Here is a 25,902-nt window from a genome sequence, read left to right on the forward strand (position 1 = left end):
ATAAGCTGATAATGATAGAACAAACCCTTACAGTGGTGTCGATTCAAGGCGCCACTGCGCATTTAGAAGCCCAACAAAAGCAAGCCTGTGAAGGGTGCAACGGCCGTTGTGGTTCTCAAATATTTAGTAAGTTATTTGGCACTGCTAAAAAAACCTTCCCCTATCGCTTTGAAATCCCTGTTGTGGTTGGGCAAAAAGTAACCCTAGCACTGGATGATAGCCACATGGTAAAGCATGCTTTTGCAGTGTATATGTTGCCTTTGGTATTAAGTCTGGTATTTGCGTTAGTGGCTGCTGAGGTTTTTTCTGTGCCTGAATGGTTGCAAATCATTGCCGCTATAGGTGGTGGTTTTACTGGCTTTGGCATTGCTAAAAGCCGAGTGAAAAGCCTAAAGCATGATGTTAAAGTAATAAAAATTCACCCAATTAGCCTCCCTTTAACTCAAATAGATGGTGATTGAAGCCAATTAAATGTAAAATTGCGGCTTTATACACTCAGTCCATTAAAATAGAAGTTTAGAATCCAGTTTATGAAGCATATCCGTAATTTTTCGATCATCGCCCATATTGACCACGGTAAATCGACCCTTTCAGATCGTTTGATCCAAGTTTGTGGTGGTTTAACAGACCGCGAAATGCAAAAGCAAGTATTGGATTCAATGGATATTGAGCGCGAGCGTGGTATCACCATTAAAGCGCAAAGTGTAACTCTAAATTATAAAGCCAACGACGGTGAAACTTACCAACTTAACTTTATCGACACCCCGGGACACGTTGACTTTACTTATGAAGTATCGCGCTCGCTGGCAGCGTGTGAAGGTGCATTATTAGTTGTTGATGCCGGTCAAGGTGTTGAAGCGCAAACTCTAGCGAATTGTTACACTGCCATCGAAATGAATTTAGAAGTAATTCCGGTATTAAACAAAATCGATTTACCACAAGCTGATCCACTTCGTGTAGCCGAAGAAATTGAAGATATTATTGGTATCGATGCCCTAGATGCCGTGCAATGTAGCGCTAAAACAGGTGTGGGTATTGCCGAAGTTCTTGAAATGATTGTTAAGGACGTACCGCCACCAGTGGGTGATAAAGACAAACCGCTACAGGCGCTTATCATTGACTCATGGTTTGACCCGTATCAAGGTGTTGTATCGCTGGTGCGTATTAAGCACGGTGAATTAAGAACGGGCGACAAGATAAAAATTATGTCGAACGAGCATATACACACTGCAGATCAGGTTGGTGTTTTTACACCAAAGCAAACCAACACCGGTATTTTAAGAACTGGTGAGGTAGGTTTTGTTATTGCGGGTATTAAAGAAATACATGGTGCGCCAGTAGGTGACACTATTACCCATCAAAAAAATGCAGCACCTGAGCGCTTACCGGGCTTTCAAAAAATTAAACCACAAGTTTATGCCGGTATGTTTCCAATTGCCTCGGATGAGTATGAATCTTTCCGTGATGCGCTTAATAAACTTAGCTTAAATGATGCGTCGTTATTCTTCGAACCAGAAAATTCAACAGCACTTGGCTTTGGCTTTCGCTGTGGTTTCTTGGGCATGTTGCACATGGAAATCATTCAAGAGCGTTTAGAGCGTGAATATGATATTGACTTAATTACCACCGCACCAACGGTAATTTATGAAGTTGTAACTAAAGAGGGTACGATTCAGATTGATAACCCATCTGATTTACCTGCTGTAAACGATATTTTAGAAATTCGTGAGCCCGTTGTTGAAGCTAATATTCTTGTACCACAAGAGTACTTAGGTAGCGTTATTACGCTTTGTATTGAAAAGCGTGGTATGCAAACTAAGATGAACTATCACGGTAAGCAAGTCGCTGTTACTTATGAACTGCCAATGGCAGAAGTGGTGATGGACTTTTTCGATAAGTTAAAGTCAACCAGTCGTGGTTTTGCCTCGCTGGATTATAACTTTAAGCACTTTCAAACATCAGACATGGTGCGCGTTGATATATTAATCAATGGTGAGCGCGTTGATGCGCTTGCGATTATTGTTCACAGAGACAGCGCGCAATCGCGTGGTCGTCAATTAGCTGATGCGTTGAAAGAACTTATCCCTCGTCAAATGTTTGATATAGCAATTCAAGCGGCAATTGGCGCGCATGTTATTGCTCGTACCACTGTTAAGCAATTACGTAAAAACGTAATTGCGAAGTGTTATGGTGGCGACGTGAGTCGTAAGAAAAAGCTACTTCAAAAGCAAAAAGATGGTAAAAAACGTATGAAGCAACTAGGCAATGTTGAAGTGCCTCAAGAAGCATTTTTAGCGATTCTTAAAGTTGGTAAGTAAGTTTCTTAACCAAATTACGTAAGATAAAGGATTTAATGCATGGCAGGTTATTTTTCAATATTTTTAGTTTTGTTAACTCTAGGCTCAGGCTTAATTTGGTTAATTGACCATTTTATGTTTGCACCAAAAAGGCAGCAACGCTTAGCTCTTGCGCAAAGCTCTGCTGGCGGCGAGCTTGATGAAGAAACTGCAGCATTAATTGCGCCAGAACCGACGATTACTGAAACGGCAAAATCAATTTTTCCGATGATTGCGGCTATTACGATTTTTAGATCGTTTATATTCGAGCCGTTTCAAATACCATCAGGTTCAATGATGCCGACACTATTAGTTGGCGATTTTATCTTAGTACAGAAATATTCGTATGGCGTGAAAGACCCTGTTTGGCGCACTCAATTAGTTGATGTTGCAGAGCCTGAACGTGGTGATATTGTGGTATTTAAATACCCATTAGACGAACGTATTGATTATATTAAACGTGCGATTGGTTTACCGGGTGATAAAATCGTTTACCGCGATAAGCGTTTATACATTCAGCCAAATTGCGAGCAAGGACAAACACAACAAGGTAACTTATTGTGTAATGAATTTAATAAAATTGATATGGAGATCATTAATCGCGATGAATTTAAGCAAGGCTCTATGGATTTAGTCCGGTTAGATGAAAATTTGACTACGCTAAAACATAATATTTTAATTAACCCTGAAGCGCTGGAAATGAAAGGGCGTTACTATCAACAACCGGGTACACGTTCTGATGAATGGGTAGTGCCGGCTGATCATTATTTTATGATGGGTGATAACCGCGATAACAGCCAAGATAGTCGCGTATGGGGCTTTGTGCCAAAAGAAAACTTGGTGGGTAAAGCTGTCTTTATATGGATGAGTTTTGAATTTGAGAATGGCCCAGATGACATTTTACCAGGCTGGGTTCCAACTGGTGTTCGTTTTGAACGCCTAGGTAATATTCAGTAACAATGAAAAAAAATGTAACAGAGTTATATAGCAAAATAGGGTATACCTTTATTGATCAAGTATTGCTTGAGCAGGCGATGACCCATCGCAGCCATAAAGGACAACACAATGAACGCTTAGAGTTTTTGGGCGATTCCATTTTAAGCTTTGTCATTGCCAATGCTTTATATAGTAAGTTCCCCAAAGCGCGTGAAGGCGATCTTAGCCGCATGCGTTCAACGCTTGTGCGTGGACAAACCTTAGCTGAATTTGGTTTAGAGTTTGGCCTAGGTGATTACTTACGCTTAGGGCCGGGTGAACTTAAAAGTGGTGGTTTTAGACGTGAATCAACTTTAGCTGATGCGGTTGAAGCAATTATTGGTGCGGTATTTTTAGATGCTGGCATTGATGTTTGTGGAGACTTGATTTTGGCGTGGTACGAATCTCGCCTTGATGCCATTTCGCCAGGTTTAAACCAAAAAGATCCTAAAACATTACTACAAGAATACTTACAAGCCCGCAAATTACCTTTGCCAGGCTATACTGTAGTAGATACTAAAGGTCAGGCACACAATCAAACGTTCACGGTTGAATGTATTGTTGAAGGTATGGATAGCATCATCTCAGTTGGCAGTTCTCGTCGTAAAGCTGAACAAAAAGCCGCTGAAAAAGCGTTGAAGATACTTAAAAATGAATCTTGATACATTGATCCAACCGCACACGCGTGATTTAGATACTTTTTGTGGCATGGTGGCTATTGTTGGCCGCCCAAACGTTGGTAAATCTACCTTGCTTAATGAAATTATTGAGCAGAAAGTAAGTATTACCTCGCGTAAACCGCAAACCACACGCCACCGTATTATGGGTATTCATACTGTAGGTAAGCACCAAGCCGTGTATGTTGATACACCAGGCCTGCATGTTGAAGAAAAGCGTGCCATTAACCGTTTAATGAACCGTGCTGCTTCAAGTTCATTAGGTGATGTTGAGCTAGTTATTTTTGTTGTTGAAGGTACTCATTGGAATGCTGACGATGAAATGGTGCTTAACAAAGTAAAGCAAAATGGCAAACCAGTATTACTTGTGATGAACAAAATTGATCAAGTAAAAGACCGTGACCTTGTGCTACCGCATATGAAGTGGTTAGGCGAAAAGTTTGATTTTGTTGGCATTATGCCAGTATCTGCGACTCAAGGTAAAAATATCAACCTGATCAAAGATGAAGTAACTAAGCGTTTACCACCGTGTGAATTTTACTTCCCTGAAGATTACGTAACAGATCGTTCAATGCGCTTTATGGCAGCCGAAGTGATCCGTGAAAAGTTGATGCGCTTTATGGGTGAGGAGCTTCCTTACTCAGTTACCGTTGAAATTGAGCAGTTTAAATGGCAAGAAAATGGCATTTGGCATATCAATGGCTTGATTTTAGTTGAGCGTGAAACGCAAAAACGTATGGTTATTGGTAATAAAGGCGAAAAGCTTAAAGTGATTGGCCGCGAAGCCCGTAAAGATCTCGAAGAAATGCTTGATAATAAAGTGTTTTTAGAACTTTGGGTGAAGGTTAAATCAGGTTGGGCTGACGACGAGAGAGCACTTCGCAGTTTAGGCTATGGTGAAGATTAATAGCCTAAGCGATATTTATGGATAGCGACTTCTACACGGCATATTTATTACACCGACGTCCTTTTAGTGACTCACAAGTAATGCTTGATATGTTAGTAGAAGGCGTTGGCCAGTTGCGCATGCTGGCGCGAATTAGCGGTCGCCAAGCAACAAAATACAAAGCTCAGTTACAACCCTTCCAAGCTTTACTGGTAAATTATACCGGTAAACACGACCTGAAATATATCCAACGATTTGAACTACATGGCACGCAATCCACACTAGTTGGGGATCAGCTTTATTGTGGGTTTTACCTCAATGAACTAACCAACCGCATTGTACCAATTAATGAACCAATTGATCATGCCTATCAATTGTATAAAACTCACCTACAACAGCTTAACCAGCACCCTAACTTACAAGCTGTATTACGTTCTTATGAATTTCAATTATTAGAATTATTAGGCTATGGCGTTGACTTTAGTTTTGATGCCGCAGGCGATCCAATTTCGGCAGAGCAAACGTATAGTTACTTTGCTGAATACGGCTTTGTTGCCCAAGAAAATCAAGGCAGTGGCTTTTCTGGCGCGCAGTTAAATGCAATTGCAGCTCATGACTTTAGTGCGCCGGATGTGTTATATATGGCGAAACAATTAAGTCGTCATTTAATGAAGCCTTTATTAGGCAAAAAACCATTAAAAAGTCGCGAGCTGTTTATATCCAAATAGTTTGGGTATTCACCAACAATCTTAATACGGTATTTTTAACCGTTATTTTTACAGGTAAAAAAATGAAAGATATTCTTTTGGGTATAAACGTTGATCATATTGCTACCTTACGCCAAGCTCGGGGTACAAGTTACCCAGATCCAGCACATGCTGCGAGTGTTGCTGAGCATGCTGGCGCTGATGGGATCACTATTCATTTACGTGAAGACCGTCGTCACATTCAAGATCGTGACGTGTATGTGATGGCTAAAACAATCCAAACACGAATGAACCTTGAAATAGCGGTTACAGATGAAATGATTGATATTGCTTTAGATGTTAAGCCAGCTTATGTTTGCTTAGTACCAGAAAAACGTGAAGAGTTGACCACCGAAGGCGGTTTAGACGTTGTTGGTAATCTAGATAAGATTAAAGCCGCGACAGCAAAATTAACTGACGCCGGTATAAAAGTGTCGTTATTTATCGATGCAGACAAAGCACAACTAGATGCAGCTACAGCCTGTAATGCCCCATATGTTGAAATTCATACTGGCGCTTATGCGGATGCGCAAACTGATGCTGAGATACAAAAACAACTTGAGCATATTCATCAAGGTGTAAAGTATGCAGCAAGTTTGGGTTTGATAGTAAACGCCGGCCACGGACTTCATTATCATAACGTGAAACCGATTGCTGCTATGAAAGAGATTTACGAACTAAACATTGGTCACGCAATTATAGCGCGTGCAGCCATAGATGGATTAGATAAAGCAGTACGTGACATGAAGCGACTAATGCTAGAAGCGAGAGCTTAATTTTAACTTCTCTTAAAATGCAAAAAACGACTCAAAAGAGTCGTTTTTTATTATTTGTATCTAACTGGATTAACAGTTAGTTTCTTTAGCGTTAACGCCTTCTTTTACTTCTTCACAGGCGTCTTCTACTTTGTTTTGTACGTCGGTTACAGCTTCATCGATGCGTTCACCGGCCTCTTCTGCATGATTGTCTTCACAACCCATGATAAAAAAACTAGCGAATAAAGCGATCACAGCAGTTTTAATAGTTGTCGATTTCATAATGTAATTCCTTGTAAAATTAATAAATGTGTTGTTATTTAAAATAAATTGTTATCACTTAGGGACATTGCCGCGCAACGCACCTGAAACGAGTGAAATAACTAACAATACAATAAAGATAAAAAAGATAATCTTAGCAATTCCTGCTGCGGCACCTGCGATACCACCAAAACCTAACACTGCAGCAATAAGCGCAATAACTAAAAATGTAATTGTCCAGCGTAACATTGTCGTCTCCTTGGTTTGTTAATTTGTTCAGAGTAAATAATGCCAGTTACATGCCATGTGTTTAAATCCTTTATTATCAATTGGATAGTGTTTATTTTATTTATTTTCATGAATTAGGTGGGAATTATTTACAGCTTTATCTGTAACTTATACTCGGCGTCCTGGAAAATAAATATTTCAGCATGATTTTTTGGTAAGACCAATTTCATGTTGAGTGCTTTTTCATTAATTTAACAGTTGTTGAGTAGTTCGGTTGGTAAGTTATTAAGGTGCAGATTAGATTTCACTTATAAGTTATAGCTATATTCAGTATTTTTATCATCTATATCCTATTAAATTATAGTAAAAAGCAGTGTGTTAACTTTGCTGAAGATATGTTAGCTTTATATTAATTGGTTTTACCAATTTACAAAGTGTTGGACTTGGTCTGTTTCTTTGATATAATTATTGCATAAATATTTAAATAAAGTGATTTTTTACCTATCTTTCGGGTGGGTAAGAATACTCAGGGGGGGGGCAGAATGGATATAGGTCAATTACTTGCTACTGCAGCAAACTTAATGCTCACTGGGATGGTGGGAGTTTTCGTTTTTCTTTCGTTGTTGATTGCAGCAATTACCGCTATGTCTAAATTAGCGAGCCGCTTTGAACAGCCGGTTGTAATGCCAACGCGCACACCATCGATCAAAGCACCCGGTGTACCAAGTGAACACATCGCTGCGATAAGTGCTGCCATAGCTCAGTACAAAAATAAACAAAAACTATAAGGGATGACTTGTGGCTAAATTAAAATTAACAGAATTAGTACTTAGAGACGCGCATCAATCATTATTAGCAACGCGTATGCGTTTGGATGACATGCTACCGATTGCACAAAAATTAGATGATGCAGGTTACTGGTCGATCGAATCATGGGGTGGGGCTACTTTTGATTCATGCATTCGTTATTTGGGTGAAGATCCTTGGGAGCGTATTCGTGCTCTTAAAAAAGCTATGCCAAATACTAAACAGCAAATGTTATTACGTGGTCAAAACCTTTTAGGCTATCGTCATTATGCAGATGATGTTGTTGAAAAATTTGTAGAGCGAGCGCACAAAAATGGTGTTGATGTGTTTCGTATTTTTGATGCGATGAACGATGTTCGTAATCTTGAAACGGCTATTAAAGCTGCGATTAAAGTTGGCGCACATGCACAAGGTACAATTTCGTACACAGTAAGCCCGGTTCATACACTTGATATGTGGTTAACGCTTGCCAAGCAGCTTGAAGAGTTAGGCTGTCATTCAATTTGTATTAAAGATATGGCTGGTTTGCTTAAACCATACGATGCAGAAGAGTTAATCAAAGCGTTAAAAGAAACAGTCTCTATTCCAATTGCAATGCAGTGTCATGCCACAACAGGTTTAAGTACTGCTACTTACCAAAAAGCGATTGATGCAGGTATTGATATGCTTGACACCGCAATTTCATCAATGAGTATGACTTACGGACACAGCGCAACTGAAACGATTGTATCGATTGTTGAAGGTACTGAACGTGATACTGAGCTGGATTTAAATCAACTCGAAGAGATTGCAGCTTATTTCCGCGATGTTCGTAAAAAATATGCCGCGTTTGAAGGCAGCTTAAAAGGTGTTGATGGCCGTATTTTATTAGCGCAAGTGCCTGGTGGCATGTTAACTAATATGGAAAACCAGCTTAAAGAGCAAGGTGCTGCGGATAAATTGAATGAAGTATTACTTGAGATCCCACGTGTACGTGAAGACTTAGGTTATTTACCGTTAGTTACACCAACATCACAAATTGTTGGTACACAAGCAGTATTAAATGTATTGACGGGCGAGCGTTATAAAACTATCACCAAAGAAACTGCCGGAGTGCTAAAAGGTGAGTATGGCGTAACTCCTGCGCCGATGAATAAAGAATTACAAGAGCGCGTACTTAATGGTGCAGAAGTCATTACTTGCCGCCCAGCTGATTTATTGCAACCAGAACTAGAAATACTCCAAGCTGAGTTATTAAAAGAAGCAAAAGAGCAAGGCTTAAGCTTAGCGGATGAGCAGATTGATGACGTGTTAACGTATGCATTATTCCCACAAATTGGGTTGAAATTCATTAAAAATCGTAATAACCCAGATGCTTTCGAAGCTGTACCAAGTGCTGAATCTGCTAATAAAGAACAACCAGTTAGCAATAAAAAAAGTAACAGCAACACAGTAAAAGCAGAGCAGTACAGCGTAAAAGTAGATGGTAAAGTTTATGATGTAGTGGTTGCACAAGGCGGTGAGCTTAAAGAAGTAACACTTAAAGATAGTGAGCATATTCCACAATCGGCGTCAGTTGCTTCCGGCGAAACACTTAACGCTCCACTTGCTGGTAACATCTTTAAAATCAAGGTGAAAGCGGGTCAAACGGTAAATGAAGGCGATGTAGTGATCATCATGGAAGCGATGAAAATGGAAACTGAAATTCGTGCAACCCACACCGGTACTATTGCTGAAATTCTTGTTGCTGAAGGTGATTCAGTGGCAACGGGTGACGCTATGATAGCACTAGCTTAGGAGCGCAGAGGATGGAAGCATTATTAAACCTCTGGCAAGCAACAGGTATTGCTAATTTTACATTTCCTGCGCTTATTATGATCGCAGTAGGGTGTTTATTGTTGTATCTGGCAATTGCGCGCAACTTTGAGCCGTTATTATTATTACCAATTGGCTTTGGGGCAATATTAACAAATATCCCCGTAGCTGGCTTATCAGACCCCGGTGGTTTGCTGTATTACGTTTATCATATTGGGATTGATACCGGTGTATTCCCATTATTAATATTTATGGGTGTTGGTGCACTCACTGATTTTAGTGCCTTGATAGCTAATCCTCGTATGTTATTGCTAGGTGCTGCAGCTCAGTTTGGTATTTTTGCAACCTTGTTTGGCGCAATTTTACTAAACTATGTACCAGGTTTTGAGTTTTCTTTACAAGATGCGTCAGCAATTGCGATTATAGGTGGTGCAGATGGCCCGACGGCAATCTTCTTAGCCTCAAAACTTGCTCCTGATTTATTGGGTGCTATCGCCGTAGCTGCATACTCATATATGGCGTTGGTGCCAATTATTCAGCCGCCAATTATGCGGGCTTTAACCACACCAGAAGAACGTAAAATTCAAATGCCACAGTTACGCACCGTATCAAAAAAGGAAAAAATTATTTTTCCGTTAATGGTATTGAGTTTAACGATTTTGTTTTTACCTGCAGCAACGCCACTGGTAGGCATGTTCTGTTTAGGAAACTTGATGCGAGAGTCTGGTGTGGTTGACCGTTTAAGTAATAGTGCACAAAACGAGATCATAAATATCACCACTATTTTCCTTGGTTTAGCTGTAGGCTCTAAGCTTGCTGCAGATAAGTTTTTAACCGTAGAAACAATTGGTATTTTGGTACTCGGCGCCTTGGCTTTTGCAATTGGTACAGCTTCAGGTGTATTTATGGCAAAAGGTATGAACAAGTTCTCTAAATCACCAATCAATCCACTCATCGGCGCGGCTGGTGTATCAGCTGTGCCAATGGCTGCACGCGTAGTTAATAAAGTGGGTCTGGAGAATAATCCGCATAATTTCTTATTAATGCATGCAATGGGACCAAATGTTGCGGGAGTACTGGGTAGTGCTGTGGCTGCAGGTATCTTGTTAGCACTGGTAGGTTAAATAAATCATTAAACTATACCCAGCGAGCTGAGTATGGTGAGGTAACTTTTACTTCCAACCGACTGCGCAGTATTTACTGCGCTTTTTTTTGCTTGCATATTGGGTATACTCGATAGATATTTTATTAAATAGGAATGGTATGAATATCTTCGTGATTTTAATTTCACTGTTTGTTGCATTAATCATTCTTGTGCCACTACTTGAAAAGTATCAGTCTAAAATGGGCCTAGATGGTGCGACTAAATATGCCAAATACATCTGGCCATTAGTGATGATTTCATTGGTTGTGCAATTGATTTATGTGTTGGTGAGATAGAGCGTAGCCGTCAGTTTTAAGGTTCAGGGCAGCTAGAAGCAGTAAGTTGCCCAGCGTTAAAATTGCCTGCGTAGGTTGTGGTTGAACACCCCGAAACCCAACGAAAAATATCCTGCCAGTCTGCATCAATGCACAGCATTATCGGATGTCTTAAATGCAATAACTGACGATTCATGAACCATTATGTGTGAAGTCAAACTTTTAGCTTGTACTATTTAGCCTCAACAGGTTTAAAATCATCGATAGATATTTGGATACATATTCAGCATGAGAAATAAATCGCTTCTCCGTCCTTGTTGTCCTACTTATTCAATAAATTTCATTGCTGTTGCAAGTGAGTTTGCAGATGAAGTACTTAACATGTTTTTTGACTAATAAGTCATGTAATTCTTGGTTGTCTAGTTTCATACAGAATCATTGATGGGGGCACAATGACAAAGCCAGTCAAAACTAAACGTAGCAAAAGAGTTCCGTATGACAAACTTGTTAGGCATCTGCAAGGTTATTGACACGAATAGCTCCCATGTGAAGTCCGTATACAATTGAGAGTTTACTTTTGGTGTTATGAAAAAATATCATATAGGCAGTGTTATTTGGCTCACCATACTCTTCCTTGCTGCCGTAATATTCCAAAAACCAATTAAGCTTCTCCGCCTTTTCATTCTCACTGCTATTAAACTGATCTGTGAGATAGTTTATGTATGAAACCCTATCATTCGCAAAGCCTACGTGAATACGAGTTACGTCATTTTCAACAACAAATTCAAAATCTATGTCTTTTTTACTTGAATCTTCAATCCTTTCTACTGATGAGAAAGTCGATAGCTTTCTGAATACTTTATCAGGAGTTAAATTCAACTCTATGATTGGGAATTCGGGCTCAAACTTTACCTTTTTGAAGATGTTAAACATAGGGTTGCCTAATAATTTTATCTACGACATTTGTCGTTTTATAAACCGACAAATCTCCATATTACGATGTATTTATCTTAGTCATCAAATAAACAGCTGTATATAATTAGTAACTTCGTTTCACTTTTCTAAATGCAGCAATACACCCAAATGGTAGAGAGCAGTAACATTGGACAAAATTCAAGCTGCTATTGATGTATACAGTTAGTTGCTGATTAGTTTTGTTTTATTGTAAATTAACGCGTGACTATTTTATCGGGGTCAGAACACACAATCTTATGGCTTATGGCTTATGGCTACAGCTCCACAAGAAAACCGTTGCTATTGGCATAGCAACGGTTTTATATTTTCTGGCCGCTGGCCGCTGGCCGCTGGCCGCTTTACTTAAGCGCTAACTGTAGCTCTCGGTTGCGCTCTAGCTGCGCTAAGAAGTTATCTGCTATTGGTTTAAACTTAGCAAGCTCGTCGCGAGGCAGAGGCTCTGACTTCGGTAACTTAACCGTTTTAGGGTTACGGTGAACGCCGTTAACTAAAAACTCGTAGTGTAAGTGCGCGCCTGTTACACGACCGGTGGAGCCGACAGTACCAATTTTTTGACCTTGCTTAACTTTTTGACCAGTTTTAACTAGTTTCTTGTTAAGGTGTAGGTATTTAGTGACGTACTGTGTGCCGTGACTAATAAATATATAGTTACCATTATACTTACTGTAACCAGCTTTAATTACTTTACCATTACCAGAGGCAACTACTGGCGTTCCAGTACGAGCTGCGTAGTCAATCCCACGGTGTGCTCTTACTTGTCCTGTTACAGGGTGTAAGCGACGCGGATTAAAGCTTGAGCTAATATATTTAAAGTTAACTGGTGCACGTAAAAATGCTTTTTTCATACTACGCCCTTCAGGCGTGTAAAAAGTACCATCGCTGTGACGGATAGCCGCGTAACGTTGACCTTGGTTAATAAACTCAGCGGCAATAATTTTACCTGTACCAATAAACTCGCCATCAACATAATGCGATTCATAGATTAAACCAAATTGATCGCCTTTACGGATATCATTGGCAAAATCCACATCCCAACCGAATATATCAGCAAAGTTCATTATTTGCCGTTCACTTAAACCAGCAGCAATACCTGAGGTCCAAAAGCTGTTAGTAATTTCTCCGCCTGTTGATTTAGTTAATGTTTCAATTTCTTTACTATCAATAGACGTATCGTAGTTACCTTCTTCATTTAATGTAACGAACAGGGTATCTGTTTTTGAAATCACATAACGTAACTGTGCCAAAGAACCATCTTCGGCGGTAGCAAAGCTTAATGTTTCACCTGGGTGAATTTTACTAAGTTTACGTGTTTCTGCATTGGTATTAAGCAGTTTATGAACGGTTTGCGCCGAGAATCCGGCGCGTTTGAAAATAAGTGCTAAATTGTCACCGTTTTTAACTTCGAAATCGATAAGATCGTATTCTGGGAGTTTTGCTGCATCTTCTTGCGAATTTAATTCAGTTAATTGCTCAACGTCATCAACTTTAATTTGTAATTCGTAGCGCTTGCCAATTTCTAACGCATCAGCGCTATTGTCTTTAGAGGCGGTGGCTTTTTCTGAAGGAATGAGTGTTAAAGCAGCAATAGCAGAAACCAAGCCTAAAATAAGCAATTTGTGTTTTTTTGGGAGAGTGTGCACAACGCGAACCATAACGTGCCTTTTCCTGCTGTCAAGATAATTAATCACTAATATTGCAGGATATACTTAATAAAGCGTTAATACCAGTGTTTTGTAGATTTAAACTGGCGCGGATTTACGCTAGAATCACCAGATTGACTGAATTTTTTGGAGTAATACATAGTGGACTTACAAACCGCTCTAGCAGAGATAAAACGCGGTGCTGAAGAAATATTAATTGAAGACGAGTTAGTCGAAAAGCTAAAGTCTGGTAAAAAGCTAAAGATCAAAGCTGGTTTTGATCCAACTGCACCTGACTTACACTTAGGTCACACTGTGCTAATTAATAAAATGAAAACCTTCCAAGACTTAGGTCATGAAGTGATTTTCTTAATTGGTGATTTCACCGGTATGATTGGTGACCCAACGGGTAAAAATGTAACTCGTAAGCCACTAACCCGTGAAGATGTATTGGCAAATGCTGAAACATATAAAGAACAAGTATTTAAAATTCTTGATCCGGCTAAAACCACGGTTGCTTTTAATTCAACTTGGATGGAGAATTTAGGCGCTGCAGGTATGATCAAGCTAGCAGCACGTCAAACGGTTGCTCGTATGCTAGAACGTGATGATTTTAAAAAGCGTTATGCTGGCGGACAATCAATTGCGATTCATGAGTTTTTGTATCCATTAGTGCAAGGTTGGGATTCAGTTGCGCTTGAAGCTGATGTTGAGCTCGGTGGTACTGATCAACGCTTTAATCTATTAATGGGTCGAGAGCTACAAAAAGACGAAGGCCAAAAGCCACAAACCGTATTAATGATGCCTTTACTTGAGGGCACTGACGGTGTGCAAAAAATGTCTAAGTCATTAGGTAACTACATTGGTATTACTGATGCCCCTAACGATATGTTTGGTAAGATCATGTCTATTAGTGATGAGCTGATGTGGCGTTATTATGATTTGCTAAGTAGCTTATCAATTGACGAAATTGCTGCGCTTAAAGAAAAGGTTGCACAAGGTACTAATCCGCGTGATATTAAAATCGATTTAGCAAAAGAAATGATTGCTCGTTTTCACAGCGATGCGGCAGCTGTTGGTGCGCATGAAGATTTTATTAAACGTTTTCAAAAAAATGCGTTACCGGATGATATCCCAGATATGACTGTAACGATTGATGAAGATACCGTATTTATTACTAACTTGCTTAAAGAAGCAGGCTTAGTTGCGAGTACATCAGAAGCTATGCGAATGATCAAACAAGGTGCAGTTAAAATCAATGGCGAAGAAAAGGTCACTGATACTAAGCTTGAAATTGCAAAAGGCAGCACAGCTATTTATCAAGTTGGTAAGCGTAAGTTTGCAAATATTACCTGTGCTTAATAGGTAAAGAATGAAAATTCAGTTTTAAAAACCAGCTTCGGCTGGTTTTTTACTCTTTGTGATCTACAACATTGTTTTAATGATTTCGATGCCAAATATAACCAGTAACCAAAAGCCACGCGCTTGATTTAGCCGATTGATCAATACAGTAATATCATCAGCCTGCGGTAAACGTTCAGTACCAATACGCATTTTATCAAATCGAGTATCTTGGTATATGGCAGGGCCACCGAGTTGCACACCAACAGAGGCCGAACAACAACTTAATAACCAGCCACTATTTATTTGATAAAAATGTCGTCCATAATGCTTGATATAATGAATGCTCAATTTACTGGCTTTACTTGCTGCAATAGTCAGCGCCAATATCCGCGTAGGTAACCACTCAAGAATATATAATAGCCAACTAAGTGATTTTAAAAATGGGCTATTAGGCATAATATCTTTGCGCCAAGCTTGGTGGATCAAAGTCAGTAAGCGATAAGCCAGTGCAGCCATAGGGCCAAATAGTAGATAAAAGAAAATAACGCTAAAGTAATGACGAGCAACTCTTAAGATCAGCGTTTCCATGATGGCTTTGCAAAGACCTGGGCCTGATAATTTATCTACCTGACGAGCAAGTAGCGGTTTTAATAACTCTCGGGCTGTAGACTTTTGATTTTGTTTAACGAGTCGTGCAATGCGCAGTGCTTTACTTTCTACACTTCGCCACTCTAGGCAGAGGTATAAAATTAACCCAGCTAATAGTTCAGGGTAATAGGCGAATTCAAGCAGTAAGACTACCAAGGTCATGATCACTAAAATGACTAAGGTGAAACATAACGAGGATGACAAATATTGGTAACTTGCAGGTTCACTCTTTCTAAAAACGCGTTTCCCAAGAGCTCTAAATACCGCAGTTAAAAATATATTTGGGTGATACCAGCTTACCAAAGGTAAAAAGCGCTCAGCAAGGAGCGCTAATATAAATACAATAAAGTCCAAATGTTGCTGAACTAAATTGAGTAACACGTTAGAGCGTTACCGTAGTCAGCTTTTCTAGTAATGCGACCACCATTTTTGATGAGTTTATTGAAGCGGTTTCTAGGTATTCTTCAAATGACTGTGGTGACTCTTTACCTGCAATATCAGACATTGAACGGATCACTACAAACGGTGTAGCTAAAGAAAAGCATACTTGTGCAATGGCAGCGCCTTCCATTTCTACAGCTAACATAGTAGGGAAGTCCGCGCGGGCTTTATCAATACGCACCGGATCACACATAAATGAATCGCCAGTACAAATTAAGCCGATCAGGGTCTTCACGTCACTGATGCTTTCAACACTTTGTTGTGCAGCCTCTATTAATTTAGGGTGAGCGGCAAAACCAGCAGGCATCTGTGGTACTTGGCCAATTTCATAACCAAAAGCGGTTACATCAACATCATGATGACGTACCTCAGATGAAATTACCACGTCGCCAACACTCAGAGATGGATCAAAACCACCGGCAGAGCCTGTGTTGATCACACAGTCTGGTTGAAAATTATCAATCAATAACGTTGTTGCAATACTAGAGGCGACTTTACCAATACCTGATTGCACTAAAGTCACAGTGTTACCAGCTAATTCACCTGTATAAAAAGTGAAACCTGCTTTAGTTAGAATTTGTGGATTTTGCATTGCTTCACGCAAAATTTTAACTTCTGGCTCCATCGCGCCAATAATACCGACATTCATAATTTTAAATTCCTCTAATTAGATGTTTAGATTATACGTGAAGTTAGCGATAAAAAACAAAAATGCGAGCTTAAAAGCTCGCATTTTATCGTTTAAGAAAACTTATATTTCAGCTAAAGCTGTGGAATGGGCTTTAGCTTGCGAAGGAGATAGTACCGCCGGCTTAGTAACACGGTTGCGTGTCGGGCGACTACTTTGTGCTGTCGGCTTGCCAAGCTTAAACATAATTGCTTCGCGTACTTCTGATGGCCGATAGCCAGATTTAACTTTCATACGGATATGTGGAATGCCAGCAGCTTCAAGTGCACCATTAACAAACCAGTCTCGTTGTGCTTTATGACCATCTTTATTGGCGTTGTTTACTAAGTCAACCGCTGCCACAATCGTCATCTTTTCTTTATCAATCAGCACATAATCCAGTTGTTTGTTTTTTGCTTTAGCGATTGCAGCACGTTTAGCTTTAGCAGATAAACCTTTTTTACAATCGATGATATCGATTAATTTTACACGGCTAACAATTTTATATTGATCGCCTACAGCACGTTCTAAAAGGTTTAAGAATGAGCTTTCAACTTGCGTAAATACACTGGTTTTACGCGTGAATGGGTAAGGGTTTCCGCCATCATCGGTAAACTTTGACGCAACAACAGATGCCCCTACGACTAATACTAAAATTGATAATAAAGCGAATTCCATACGGTAACTCCACAACAACAAATTGACACTATAAATTACTTAGCAATTTACGTGCCCAGTTGTAATGAAGTTACACTTTATAACAGCTAAGTTATGGCTGGTATCCGCCAGCAATTCCTTTTACTGCAATCGCTACAGCATCATGGGCATGCAGAGATTCATAATGGTTTATTTGTAACCAGTAATCGGCGTATTGTGCATCTTCTAACACGGCTTTGATTTTACGCGCAGCATCTTCACAAAACATCAGATTTTGACCATTTAAACGGGCGAATTCTTGCTCATCTTCACGCTTAACTGCCGCTTGTACAGGGGTTTTAAGCTCATCTTCAAGAGTATCGATCAAGCTCAAAATATCAAACTCACGGATGCTACTATCTAGTTTGACTTTTACATTGGCAATAGAGCGTTGAGAATGCGGTGTGGCGATTATGCCATCGGTACTGCCAAGCCAGTTGACCACTTCTTCATGGCTAAGAGTATGCTGCTGAAACTTTTCAACAAAGGCTTGTTGAATAAGTTGGCGAGCTAATGCCGCTGAGCATGGGCAAGTTGATGAGTAAGTTACATCAAGGCTTAATTCAAAACTAAGTACACCGCGGTCAATTTTTGCCACTATGGTCAACGGGTAGCTTTTCCAACCCGCTTTGCCGCTAAGGAGTGATTTTCTGCGCAGCGGTAGTTCAAACTTAAATTCAATTTTAGCTTGGTCGCTTAATCCAGTGTGACTAGAGATAAAGCTATCGAGCGCTTGTGCAATAGTTTGCGGGTTAACGTGTTGCTCAGTTGACAGGGTATCGAGCGCTAAAAATAACCGCGACATATGAATACCTTTTGCGTCTTCTTTGTGAAGATTAACAAAAGCACGAGCTTTAGCGTTGACATTAATAGGCGCAAGATCACGAGATTCAAATAAAAAAGGCAGTTCAATATCAGCCATACCAACCCAGTCTAATTTACCTGTTTGTAAGGCGGGAGCCGTATCTGCTATATCGGGCATGTTGCTTTGCATGGAAAATCTCGTTATTGGCAATTGTAAAGCGCAATATTTTACACGAAATAAATAAAAAATACGTGGTAGATGAAAATTTTCTGTTTTCGTCGCGGAACATGAAAATAGTTAATGCAAAAGTGCTAAAATCCTAACACTAGTCGTTTTTTTATAGCTGTGTAGTCAGCTGATTTTTTATATACTTATATGTATAGCTAAGAGACAGATTTATATATGATCGATTCCTCTTTGAGTCCATGGGCTCGAATACTTTCTAGTTTAATTACTCGATTTGGTGAATTCAAAACCGCAACTATTTGTTATGTCTTACTATTAGTACTGGCATTAATATTATCGTGTATGTTTTATTATGTTGCAGTAGGCGAGGTGATGCTTGTCGATGTGCTTGCCGTGATATTTTTTACTGCAGTAGTGTCGCCCATTATTATCAGTGTGTTAATCAATTCAATCCGCCAGTTAGATGCTTCCTATGCGTATTTAGATAGTGCCACTAAGCAAGAAAAATTATTAAATCAAACTTTAAAAGATAATATCAATCGCTTAAATGTAGAGATAGATGAACGTAAAATGGCATTTCATGCCAAGCACCGTGCAATCGAAGAACTCAGGCGAGAAATAGTTGAACGTAAAAAAACCCAGCAAGAGCTTGCTCAACAAGGCATGTTACTGCGCTCTATTGTTGATTCATCCCCTGATTTATTTTATTACCGTGATAACAATGGTGTTTTTGCCGGCTGTAATAAAATGTTTGAAGAGGTTATGGGGAAATCAAGTGACGAGTTAATAGGTAAAACTGCAGAGGAGATTTACCCAACGCAATTCTTACCGGAAGTATTACTAACTGATAACAAAGTCGAAAAAACTCACGCCGCTTTAACGCTTGATGTTGAATACCCTGTAGGCAATGAAAACCGTTGGTTTGAAATGCGCAAGCTCCCATTTATTAATGATGACGGTGATTACATTGGCTTATTAGCATTTGGGCGTGATATCACCAGCCGCAAAGAAGCAGCTCAAGCACTTGAAACCGCTTATAAAGACAAAGGGAAATTTATTGCCACCCTAAGTCATGAATTACGAACTCCACTCAATGGTATTGTGGGTTTAACCCGTATGTTACTAGACACCGACTTGGATAAGCAGCAACGTAGTTGGTGTAACACCGTATTTTCTAGTGCTGAAACATTAGGAAATATTTTTAATGATATTATAGATTTAGATAAGATAGATCGCGAACAACTCGATATTGTTACCGACTCAATAAACGTCTCTGATTTTATTAATGATGTGGTTAACTTTGCAGGATTGATCGCTGAGCAAAAAGACTTAGAGTTTGAAATTAAGCGCAAAGGTATGCTGGATATTTATGCGCAGCTAGATCCGACCCGATTACGCCAAGTGGTATGGAACTTAATAAATAATGCGGTTAAATTTACCCAAAAAGGTAAAGTTCAATTAGCGTGTGCTCGGGAAAATCGTGCGGATGGCGCGTGGTTAGTCATGAAAGTAACAGATACCGGGCAAGGTATTCCACAAGAGCAATTACATCGTATTTTTGATATGTATTATAAAGCGCCGGATTTAAATGGTACTAATGCGATAGGATCAGGTATTGGTTTAGCGGTCACCAAGGCTTTGGTTACAGCAATGAAAGGACAATTACATGTAAGCAGTACCGAAGGAGAGGGCAGCTGTTTTGTGGTTGAAATACCGCTGGCGCTTTGTATCGCTCCGGCTGAACAAAGTTATGTTGGCCGTAGTTTGAATATCTTGCTAGTTGAAGATGTGCCGCTTAATGCTGAAATCGCCACTAACTTACTTGAGCAACGTGGTCATGAAGTTATCTGGGCTGAAACCGGTGAAGATGCATTGTCGTTTGTTGAAACTGAGGATGATCTGGATTTAGTACTGCTAGATATGCAACTGCCAGATATTAATGGCGATGAAGTAGCAAGACAGATCCGTGCCGATAGCCATTTTGATAAGTTACCTATTGTCGCGCTTACGGCTAATGTGCGTAGCGCCGAAGAAGAGTTACAAGGGATCTCAATTCAAGGCGCATTAGCTAAACCTATCAATACCACGAAGCTTGATAAAATGCTGGCTGAACTATTTGATATTAAACATCTACAACAGTCTGATGAAACACGCCTGACGGTTAGCAAAGAAGCCAGTGAAAATATCAATGTAGAGTTACTTGATGTTGAAACCATTGAAGATTTTGTTAATTCGATGGGCATAGTAACATTTAAGCGCAGCAGCAGTTTATTTGAAAAGCTAAATCCACAGTATCAGCAAGAGTTAGCAACGTCATTAGCAGCTGGTGACCGTGAAGAGTATAAGTCTGTAGCACATAAGCTTAAAGGTGCTGCAGGTTCAGTTGGTTTAAATGATGTACAGTTACACGCTAAGACCATGGAACATGGTTCTATTGAAGAAAGTGATGAAGTATTAAAGACTTGGTTAGTAATATTGGCAGATAAAATAAATGAAGGGCAACATGCCCTTCATTTATTCTTACAGCAATTAGAACGTTAATGCTGTCATTACTTGGTAAAACAGATATTAACTATCAATTTTACCAATGAAACGATAACCTTCACCATGGATGGTGCTGATAAGCTCAGATGTGCTGTTATCACTTTCAAAATGCTTTCTGATACGACGGATCGTTACATCAACGGTACGGTCATTCGCACGTAACTCACGACCAGTCATATGCTTGATTAGTTGCTCACGACTGAAAATACGGCCCGGAGAGTCAAGCATTAGACGCAGTGCTCTGTATTCACCTTTAGGTAAACGTTTGGCATCACCATTTGGCGATGTTAAACAGCGACTATTTTCGTCAAGTTCCCAGCCATTGAATGTGATCACACCATTTGTTTCAAGGCTTGATTCTTCACCACCAAGGGCAGTACGAGAAAGCAAGTTACGAGCACGAATAGTTAATTCACGAGGATTGAACGGCTTAGTAATATAGTCGTCCGCGCCAATTTCTAGGCCTAAAATACGGTCTACATCATTATCACGACCGGTTAGGAAAATAAGTCCAACGTTACGCTTTTGACGTAATTCACGCGCTAGTATTAGCCCGTTTTTGCCTGGCAGGTTGATGTCCATAACTACAAGGTTCACATCATCATTATTTGTAAGCTTGTCATGCATGTCATCGCCATCAATGGCTTCAATAACTTTGTAACCTTCAGCTTCAAATAAACTAACGAGGTTTAGTCGAGTTACGTCTTCATCCTCTACAATCAGAATGACTGGCGTTTGCATTATTAATTAACCTTTTTCGGAATATTTTATTTACAATTAATTCGGTATTGTATTATAAAACCGAATACTAGTGATTATAGGAGTATATCCAATTGTTAACAAGTAAAATCAATTCGGATGAAATTTAGAAACAGCTAATAACCGAGATTGCACTTTAAAACTGCTGCGCAACAACTGCTGCTTATTGATATACAGTCGGATTTTATTCCCTTCTTGGACCAAAGAGACAACGCCTCCTTTTTCTAAAAAACTGATACTCTCACCAACTGTTAAGGTACTTAATGAAATGGTATCGATCCAAAGTGGAATTATATCATCTTCCATTGTTTCATCAATGTATGTGATATCACAAAAGCGAGAAAGTTCAGAAATTTGCTGTTTTTTATTAATTAATACGGTTTCAATCGGTATATCGTTAATTTTAAGATTCGAATTATCCTTTAATAGCTCACCAATCCCATGTTCAACGTCATAAAAACAAAAAGTCACAGCCTGTTTATTGTTAACTTTAGGGAACTCGACGAATTTTGCAATCTGAAATAGGAACGCCGATTTGACTTGTTCAGGGGATTTGGCCTGTAAAAAGGTAGGAAACAGCAGCATCAGAGCCAGTAATAAACCTGTTAATCTCATACTTTACTTGCCTCTGTTAATGGCAAGGTAATTATAAAGCGCGTACCTTCTATATTTTGATCATCAAAGTAAACACTGCCTCCTAAGGCTTGTGTGACTAAATTGTAAACTAAATGCATACCTAAACCACTGCCACCTTCGCCGCGCTTAGTGGTAACAAAGGGATCAAAAATGCGTTTTTTAACGCTTTTATCAACTCCGATACCATTATCGTAATAGTTGATGATCAAGCTACTTTCGTTACGTTCCACTGTGACTTCTATTTCGTTATTTTTATTATCTTTAAAGCCGTGGATTATCGAGTTACTTAATAATTGCTGTAATACCTGTTGTAGGGGACCCGCTTTACTTTCGATCATCAATTGTTCAGAACAATGAATAACGATTTTAGGAGCCTTGATCTCTAGTTCAGTACGCATAGAAAGCATTACGTTAGTTATAAGATCATGCATATTGATCAGCGAATTAAGCTCACCATCTTGGTTTACTGCTACTTTTTTAAAGCTGGATACCAGTTCCGCAGCACGATTTAAATTTCGATAGATAAGGTCTAAGTTTTCTATGCCATTGTCGATAAAGCGCTTCAATTGGTTTGAGGTTAAGGTTTTTTGCTCAAACCCTAGACTTATTTCTGCCAGTTTATCGCGAAGCAGGGTAGAACCAGTGATCCCCAAACCAATCGGTGTATTTACTTCATGTGCAACACCTGCAACCATCTGCCCTAAAGAGGCCATTTTTTCACTTTCAACAATTTGGTTTTGGTATTGATGCATTCGCTCAAGGGTTGTTAGCAACTCTTGATTTGCCTCTCGGAGTGCGATTGTACGTTGATTTACTTTTTCTTCTAGGCTTTGGTTTAACTGTTTAATTTCTTGCTTATCATTCTTATGACGCTCTATTTGATTTTGTGTGCGAGTTAGCATGATATTTAAACTATTCGAAAGCATATTGACTTCGGTAATATTAGTTTTCGGAGCTCGGGCGCTATAATTATGATTTTTCGAAACATCTTGCAGCAACGTACTTAATTGGTCAATGGGGTCGGCAATACGCTTTTGAATTCGTTTTGCGACAAAATAAACCAGTATTAAAACGAATAGCGTTAAAAGGATATCAATAAGAATTTTTTGGTTAATATAGGCGTTAAGGCGCTCTAAGCCACCACGAATATACACATAACCCTTAATATCACCTTCGTAAGTAATTGGTTTGATTAGCTCTATGTAGTCTTCAGTGATTCTAGGTTCTTGAAGTTGCTCAATACTATCAACTCGAAGTGGCACTGGTGGGGTTTTTCGTGCATTGAAACTGGTAAAAAATACTGCTTTATTTGATATTTCGTCGATTGCATAAATATGTATGTTTTTAATGAGTGGAATTTTTTCGAAAGATTTAAGGCGTTGCTCTTCGGTTTTCCTATCATCAAACAGTACACTTACTTGTGCATTAAAAGCGATTATTTCAGCGAGAATATTGAGCTTGTTGACAATTAATTGCTTTTGCTCTTTGACATCTAGGTAGGTTGAAATAGAAATAGATAACGATAAACACAAGGCAGTAACAAGCATGACTGCGCTTATCAGTGCTTTGCGAATACTTGTTGGCGATGTTGATTTAGACATTATTGTAATGAAGGCCAAGTTATTTAATTTTTATCTAGTTGCTGTAAGTCTAGCAAAGACCTATCAAAGTGACTAAAAAATATAATAACTTTGTTGAAAAGCTGCCATTTATATTATTTGGCAGCGTTTGTGAGGTTATAGCAGCAATTAACTGCTATACACTGAAAACTTATTGGTTTTGTGTACTACTTGATAACTACCGAACTGAGCTTCTAGAATTGGCGGGTATTTCAAGAAGCAGTTTGCAACAATGGTTAACTTGCCTTGCTTAGTCAAGTGCTGTTTAGCACCACTTAAAAACTGTTCAGCAACAGTATAATCAGTGGCAATACCGGTATGAAATGGTGGATTTGAAATAATAAGCTCAAATTTTCCAGTTACATTTGCTAACCCATCACTTAGTAAAGCGCTACCGTTAACACCGTTAAGTGCCAATGTTTGCGTGGTTGCATAAGCTGCAAGAGCACTAACATCCGTACAGGTAAAATTCAAAGCTGGATTTTTTAAACCTAAGAAGGTCGCAATAAGACCCGCGCCACAGCCAAAATCCAGTACATTGCCAGATTTAATTACAGGTGCATTCTCTAACAGTATTTTAGTACCGCCATCAAGTTCACCGTGATTAAATACACCAGGTACGCTGATGGCATTAAAACTAACGCCAGCAACATCAACATTAAATTGCTTATGGTAACGAGTAATAACAAACTCAGCTAAGGTTTTTATCTCGGTGAATAAATACAAAGCACAATGGCGGGCACTATCGATTTTATTGCTGTATTCACAGTGGCTACTAAATTGCTTTTCAATCGATTTCACACCACTTTTATTTTCACCAACCACCAGTAACTCAGCGTCTGGGTTGATAACCGCGCGAATATTGTCCAACATCATCAATGCTTCAGGTTTTGCTTTTGGGTAATAATAAATAACGAGGTCAAAGTGTTGACCGGCTATCTCATGGCTAACACAAACATCAATACTGTTGATATTTTTAGCAAACTCACCATTAGCATGGTTGTAACTAAAAGCGCTGATCTTGCTGTTTGGATTTAACTGGCGCAGTTGTGACAAAAAGCCATCTTGCACAAAATTAACTACTAAAATAGAGTCCGCCATTAGGTTTGCACTATTGCGTAGTAAAAGTGAACTTGGATTAGTTAATGCGCTCATAAATGGCTTTGCCTTAAAGTTGTTTTGATTAATTTAGCTAATACGCTCGAACATTAAATCCCAAACGCCATGACCTAAACGATGGCCGCGTTGCTCAAATTTCGTCAAGGGACGTAAATCAGGACGTGGTACATAATCGTTAGTCTCAGATTGGTTTTTAAAATGCTCCGCTGCTTGCATTACTTCAAGCATATGTTCAGCGTAGTTTTCCCAATCTGTTGCCATATGGAATACACCGCCAATTTTTAATTTGCTACGCAAGCTCTCTACAAATGCAGGTTGCACAATACGACGCTTATGGTGGCGTTTTTTATGCCATGGGTCAGGGAAGAATAGTTGCACCGTAGTAATGCTGCCCTCTGCAATACAATCAGCAAATACTTCAACAGCGTCATGCTCAAAAATACGTAAGTTTGTAATGCCTGCTTCATCAGCATCCATTAAACATGCGCCAACACCTGGGCGGTGTACTTCAATACCAATAAAGTTAAGGTGTGGTGCGCTCTTGGCCATTTCGACCAATGATTTACCCATGCCAAAACCAATTTCTAAAACAACGTCGTTGTCATTACCAAATACTTGGGCTAGATCAAGCATGCCTTGTTGATGTTCAAGCCCCATGGTTGGCCAGCATTTTTCAATTGCCGCAGCTTGCCCTTTGGTTAAACGACCTTCGCGCTTAACAAAACTGCGAATGGTACGAATATATTTACCTTCTTGCATCGCTTGCTCAAGGTTATCGTTACTTGAATCACTCATATATTTTGGCCTGATGAAAACAACATGTCTTAAAATGGTGGCGTATTATCCCTGACCACGGCGTTGATCACAAGGCCTTATCTTTTGTGTATGTTTATAACTTGATATTTTAACTCACTGCAATAGACTGAGCGCCATTAAGAG

At 39.4% G+C, this 25,902-nt stretch carries 26 protein-coding genes; 13 read left to right on the forward strand and 13 right to left on the reverse strand.

Features of this window, described 5'->3' with window-relative positions:
• The first annotated feature begins 11 nt into the window (after positions 1 to 11).
• The 7 genes from H5182_RS10750 (at position 12) to pdxJ (ending at position 6,396) form a co-directional block, all read left to right on the forward strand.
• Positions 12 to 461 (forward strand): SoxR reducing system RseC family protein, encoded by a 450-nt coding sequence (locus H5182_RS10750; protein ID WP_182731875.1) that lies wholly within the window; start codon positions 12 to 14, stop codon positions 459 to 461.
• A 69-nt stretch (positions 462 to 530) separates the two neighbouring features.
• The gene (gene lepA, locus H5182_RS10755) at positions 531 to 2,318 is read left to right on the forward strand and encodes a translation elongation factor 4 (protein WP_182731876.1); all 1,788 of its coding nucleotides are present in this window, start codon (positions 531 to 533) and stop codon (positions 2,316 to 2,318) included.
• Positions 2,319 to 2,357: 39 nt separating this feature from the next.
• Positions 2,358 to 3,293, forward strand: a complete 936-nt coding sequence (gene lepB / locus H5182_RS10760; protein WP_182760008.1) for a signal peptidase I — start codon at positions 2,358 to 2,360, stop codon at positions 3,291 to 3,293.
• A 2-nt stretch (positions 3,294 to 3,295) separates the two neighbouring features.
• A complete protein-coding gene (rnc, locus tag H5182_RS10765) occupies positions 3,296 to 3,973 on the forward strand; it encodes a ribonuclease III (RefSeq protein ID WP_145237595.1) in 678 nt (225 codons plus the stop codon).
• Entirely contained in the window at positions 3,963 to 4,895 is a 933-nt protein-coding gene (era, locus tag H5182_RS10770; protein WP_145237593.1) for a GTPase Era, read from the forward strand. The genes rnc and era overlap by 11 nt, the downstream gene beginning before the upstream one ends.
• A gap of 17 nt (positions 4,896 to 4,912) precedes the next feature.
• Positions 4,913 to 5,602 carry a DNA repair protein RecO gene (recO, locus tag H5182_RS10775; RefSeq protein ID WP_145237591.1) on the forward strand — a complete coding sequence of 230 codons (690 nt, stop codon included), beginning with the start codon at positions 4,913 to 4,915 and terminating at the stop codon, positions 5,600 to 5,602.
• A gap of 62 nt (positions 5,603 to 5,664) precedes the next feature.
• Positions 5,665 to 6,396 (forward strand): pyridoxine 5'-phosphate synthase, encoded by a 732-nt coding sequence (gene pdxJ, locus H5182_RS10780; RefSeq protein ID WP_182731878.1) that lies wholly within the window; start codon positions 5,665 to 5,667, stop codon positions 6,394 to 6,396.
• A gap of 69 nt (positions 6,397 to 6,465) precedes the next feature.
• On the opposite strand, the gene H5182_RS10785 is transcribed toward pdxJ, so the two are convergent.
• Entirely contained in the window at positions 6,466 to 6,657 is a 192-nt protein-coding gene (locus tag H5182_RS10785) for a hypothetical protein (RefSeq protein WP_149980895.1), read from the reverse strand.
• 54 nt (positions 6,658 to 6,711) lie between these two features.
• Complete coding sequence (locus H5182_RS10790; RefSeq protein WP_145237585.1) at positions 6,712 to 6,885, reverse strand: DUF1328 family protein; 174 nt, start codon at positions 6,883 to 6,885, stop codon at positions 6,712 to 6,714.
• Between the two features lie 521 nt (positions 6,886 to 7,406).
• Here H5182_RS10790 and H5182_RS10795 point away from each other — a divergent pair.
• The 4 genes from H5182_RS10795 to H5182_RS10810 all read left to right on the forward strand — a co-directional run bounded on the left by H5182_RS10795 (position 7,407) and on the right by H5182_RS10810 (position 10,905).
• Positions 7,407 to 7,652 (forward strand): OadG family protein, encoded by a 246-nt coding sequence (locus H5182_RS10795; protein WP_182731879.1) that lies wholly within the window; start codon positions 7,407 to 7,409, stop codon positions 7,650 to 7,652.
• Between the two features lie 10 nt (positions 7,653 to 7,662).
• A complete protein-coding gene (oadA, locus tag H5182_RS10800) occupies positions 7,663 to 9,447 on the forward strand; it encodes a sodium-extruding oxaloacetate decarboxylase subunit alpha (RefSeq protein WP_182731880.1) in 1,785 nt (594 codons plus the stop codon).
• 11 nt (positions 9,448 to 9,458) lie between these two features.
• On the forward strand, positions 9,459 to 10,589 hold the full coding sequence (locus H5182_RS10805; protein ID WP_145237582.1) for a sodium ion-translocating decarboxylase subunit beta: 1,131 nt from the start codon (positions 9,459 to 9,461) through the stop codon (positions 10,587 to 10,589).
• A gap of 139 nt (positions 10,590 to 10,728) precedes the next feature.
• On the forward strand, positions 10,729 to 10,905 hold the full coding sequence (locus tag H5182_RS10810; protein WP_167542971.1) for a hypothetical protein: 177 nt from the start codon (positions 10,729 to 10,731) through the stop codon (positions 10,903 to 10,905).
• A gap of 486 nt (positions 10,906 to 11,391) precedes the next feature.
• On the opposite strand, the gene H5182_RS10815 is transcribed toward H5182_RS10810, so the two are convergent.
• Both H5182_RS10815 and H5182_RS10820 read right to left on the reverse strand, forming a co-directional pair.
• A complete protein-coding gene (locus H5182_RS10815; protein WP_182760009.1) occupies positions 11,392 to 11,817 on the reverse strand; it encodes a hypothetical protein in 426 nt (141 codons plus the stop codon).
• A 380-nt stretch (positions 11,818 to 12,197) separates the two neighbouring features.
• Positions 12,198 to 13,511, reverse strand: a complete 1,314-nt coding sequence (locus H5182_RS10820) for a peptidoglycan DD-metalloendopeptidase family protein (protein ID WP_145237580.1) — start codon at positions 13,509 to 13,511, stop codon at positions 12,198 to 12,200.
• Between the two features lie 150 nt (positions 13,512 to 13,661).
• Here H5182_RS10820 and tyrS point away from each other — a divergent pair, with 150 nt between their 5' ends.
• Positions 13,662 to 14,861 carry a tyrosine--tRNA ligase gene (gene tyrS / locus H5182_RS10825; protein WP_145237578.1) on the forward strand — a complete coding sequence of 400 codons (1,200 nt, stop codon included), beginning with the start codon at positions 13,662 to 13,664 and terminating at the stop codon, positions 14,859 to 14,861.
• A 63-nt stretch (positions 14,862 to 14,924) separates the two neighbouring features.
• On the opposite strand, the gene H5182_RS10830 is transcribed toward tyrS, so the two are convergent.
• The 4 genes from H5182_RS10830 to folE2 form a co-directional block, all read right to left on the reverse strand.
• Positions 14,925 to 15,872, reverse strand: a complete 948-nt coding sequence (locus H5182_RS10830) for a cobalamin biosynthesis protein (protein ID WP_145237575.1) — start codon at positions 15,870 to 15,872, stop codon at positions 14,925 to 14,927.
• Between the two features lies 1 nt (position 15,873).
• Entirely contained in the window at positions 15,874 to 16,581 is a 708-nt protein-coding gene (gene mtnN / locus H5182_RS10835; protein WP_182717012.1) for a 5'-methylthioadenosine/S-adenosylhomocysteine nucleosidase, read from the reverse strand.
• A gap of 102 nt (positions 16,582 to 16,683) precedes the next feature.
• The gene (locus tag H5182_RS10840) at positions 16,684 to 17,277 is read right to left on the reverse strand and encodes a DUF2726 domain-containing protein (RefSeq protein WP_145237569.1); all 594 of its coding nucleotides are present in this window, start codon (positions 17,275 to 17,277) and stop codon (positions 16,684 to 16,686) included.
• A gap of 91 nt (positions 17,278 to 17,368) precedes the next feature.
• Positions 17,369 to 18,289: a GTP cyclohydrolase FolE2 gene (gene folE2, locus H5182_RS10845; protein WP_182760010.1), complete on the reverse strand. Its 921-nt coding sequence runs from the start codon at positions 18,287 to 18,289 to the stop codon at positions 17,369 to 17,371.
• 213 nt (positions 18,290 to 18,502) lie between these two features.
• On the opposite strand from folE2, the gene arcB reads away from it, so the two are divergent.
• A complete protein-coding gene (gene arcB / locus H5182_RS10850) occupies positions 18,503 to 20,827 on the forward strand; it encodes an aerobic respiration two-component sensor histidine kinase ArcB (RefSeq protein ID WP_145237561.1) in 2,325 nt (774 codons plus the stop codon).
• Between the two features lie 27 nt (positions 20,828 to 20,854).
• Here arcB and arcA read toward each other — a convergent pair whose 3' ends face one another.
• From arcA to trmB, 5 genes are all read right to left on the reverse strand, one after another.
• Complete coding sequence (gene arcA / locus H5182_RS10855) at positions 20,855 to 21,571, reverse strand: two-component system response regulator ArcA (protein WP_016709833.1); 717 nt, start codon at positions 21,569 to 21,571, stop codon at positions 20,855 to 20,857.
• A gap of 108 nt (positions 21,572 to 21,679) precedes the next feature.
• Positions 21,680 to 22,204, reverse strand: coding sequence for a YfiR family protein (locus tag H5182_RS10860; RefSeq protein WP_145237558.1), 525 nt, complete (start codon positions 22,202 to 22,204; stop codon positions 21,680 to 21,682).
• Positions 22,201 to 23,826 carry a sensor histidine kinase gene (locus tag H5182_RS10865; RefSeq protein WP_145237555.1) on the reverse strand — a complete coding sequence of 542 codons (1,626 nt, stop codon included), beginning with the start codon at positions 23,824 to 23,826 and terminating at the stop codon, positions 22,201 to 22,203. Before H5182_RS10865 ends, H5182_RS10860 begins: the two co-directional genes overlap by 4 nt.
• Positions 23,827 to 23,973: 147 nt before the next feature.
• Positions 23,974 to 24,999, reverse strand: coding sequence for a 16S rRNA (guanine(1207)-N(2))-methyltransferase RsmC (rsmC, locus tag H5182_RS10870; RefSeq protein WP_182760011.1), 1,026 nt, complete (start codon positions 24,997 to 24,999; stop codon positions 23,974 to 23,976).
• A 33-nt stretch (positions 25,000 to 25,032) separates the two neighbouring features.
• A complete protein-coding gene (gene trmB / locus H5182_RS10875) occupies positions 25,033 to 25,758 on the reverse strand; it encodes a tRNA (guanosine(46)-N7)-methyltransferase TrmB (RefSeq protein ID WP_145237549.1) in 726 nt (241 codons plus the stop codon).
• Positions 25,759 to 25,902 lie beyond the last annotated feature (144 nt).

This window comes from Pseudoalteromonas sp. SG44-17, from assembly GCF_014164235.1.
In the GTDB taxonomy this organism is placed as follows: Bacteria; Pseudomonadota; Gammaproteobacteria; order Enterobacterales; family Alteromonadaceae; genus Pseudoalteromonas; species Pseudoalteromonas rhizosphaerae.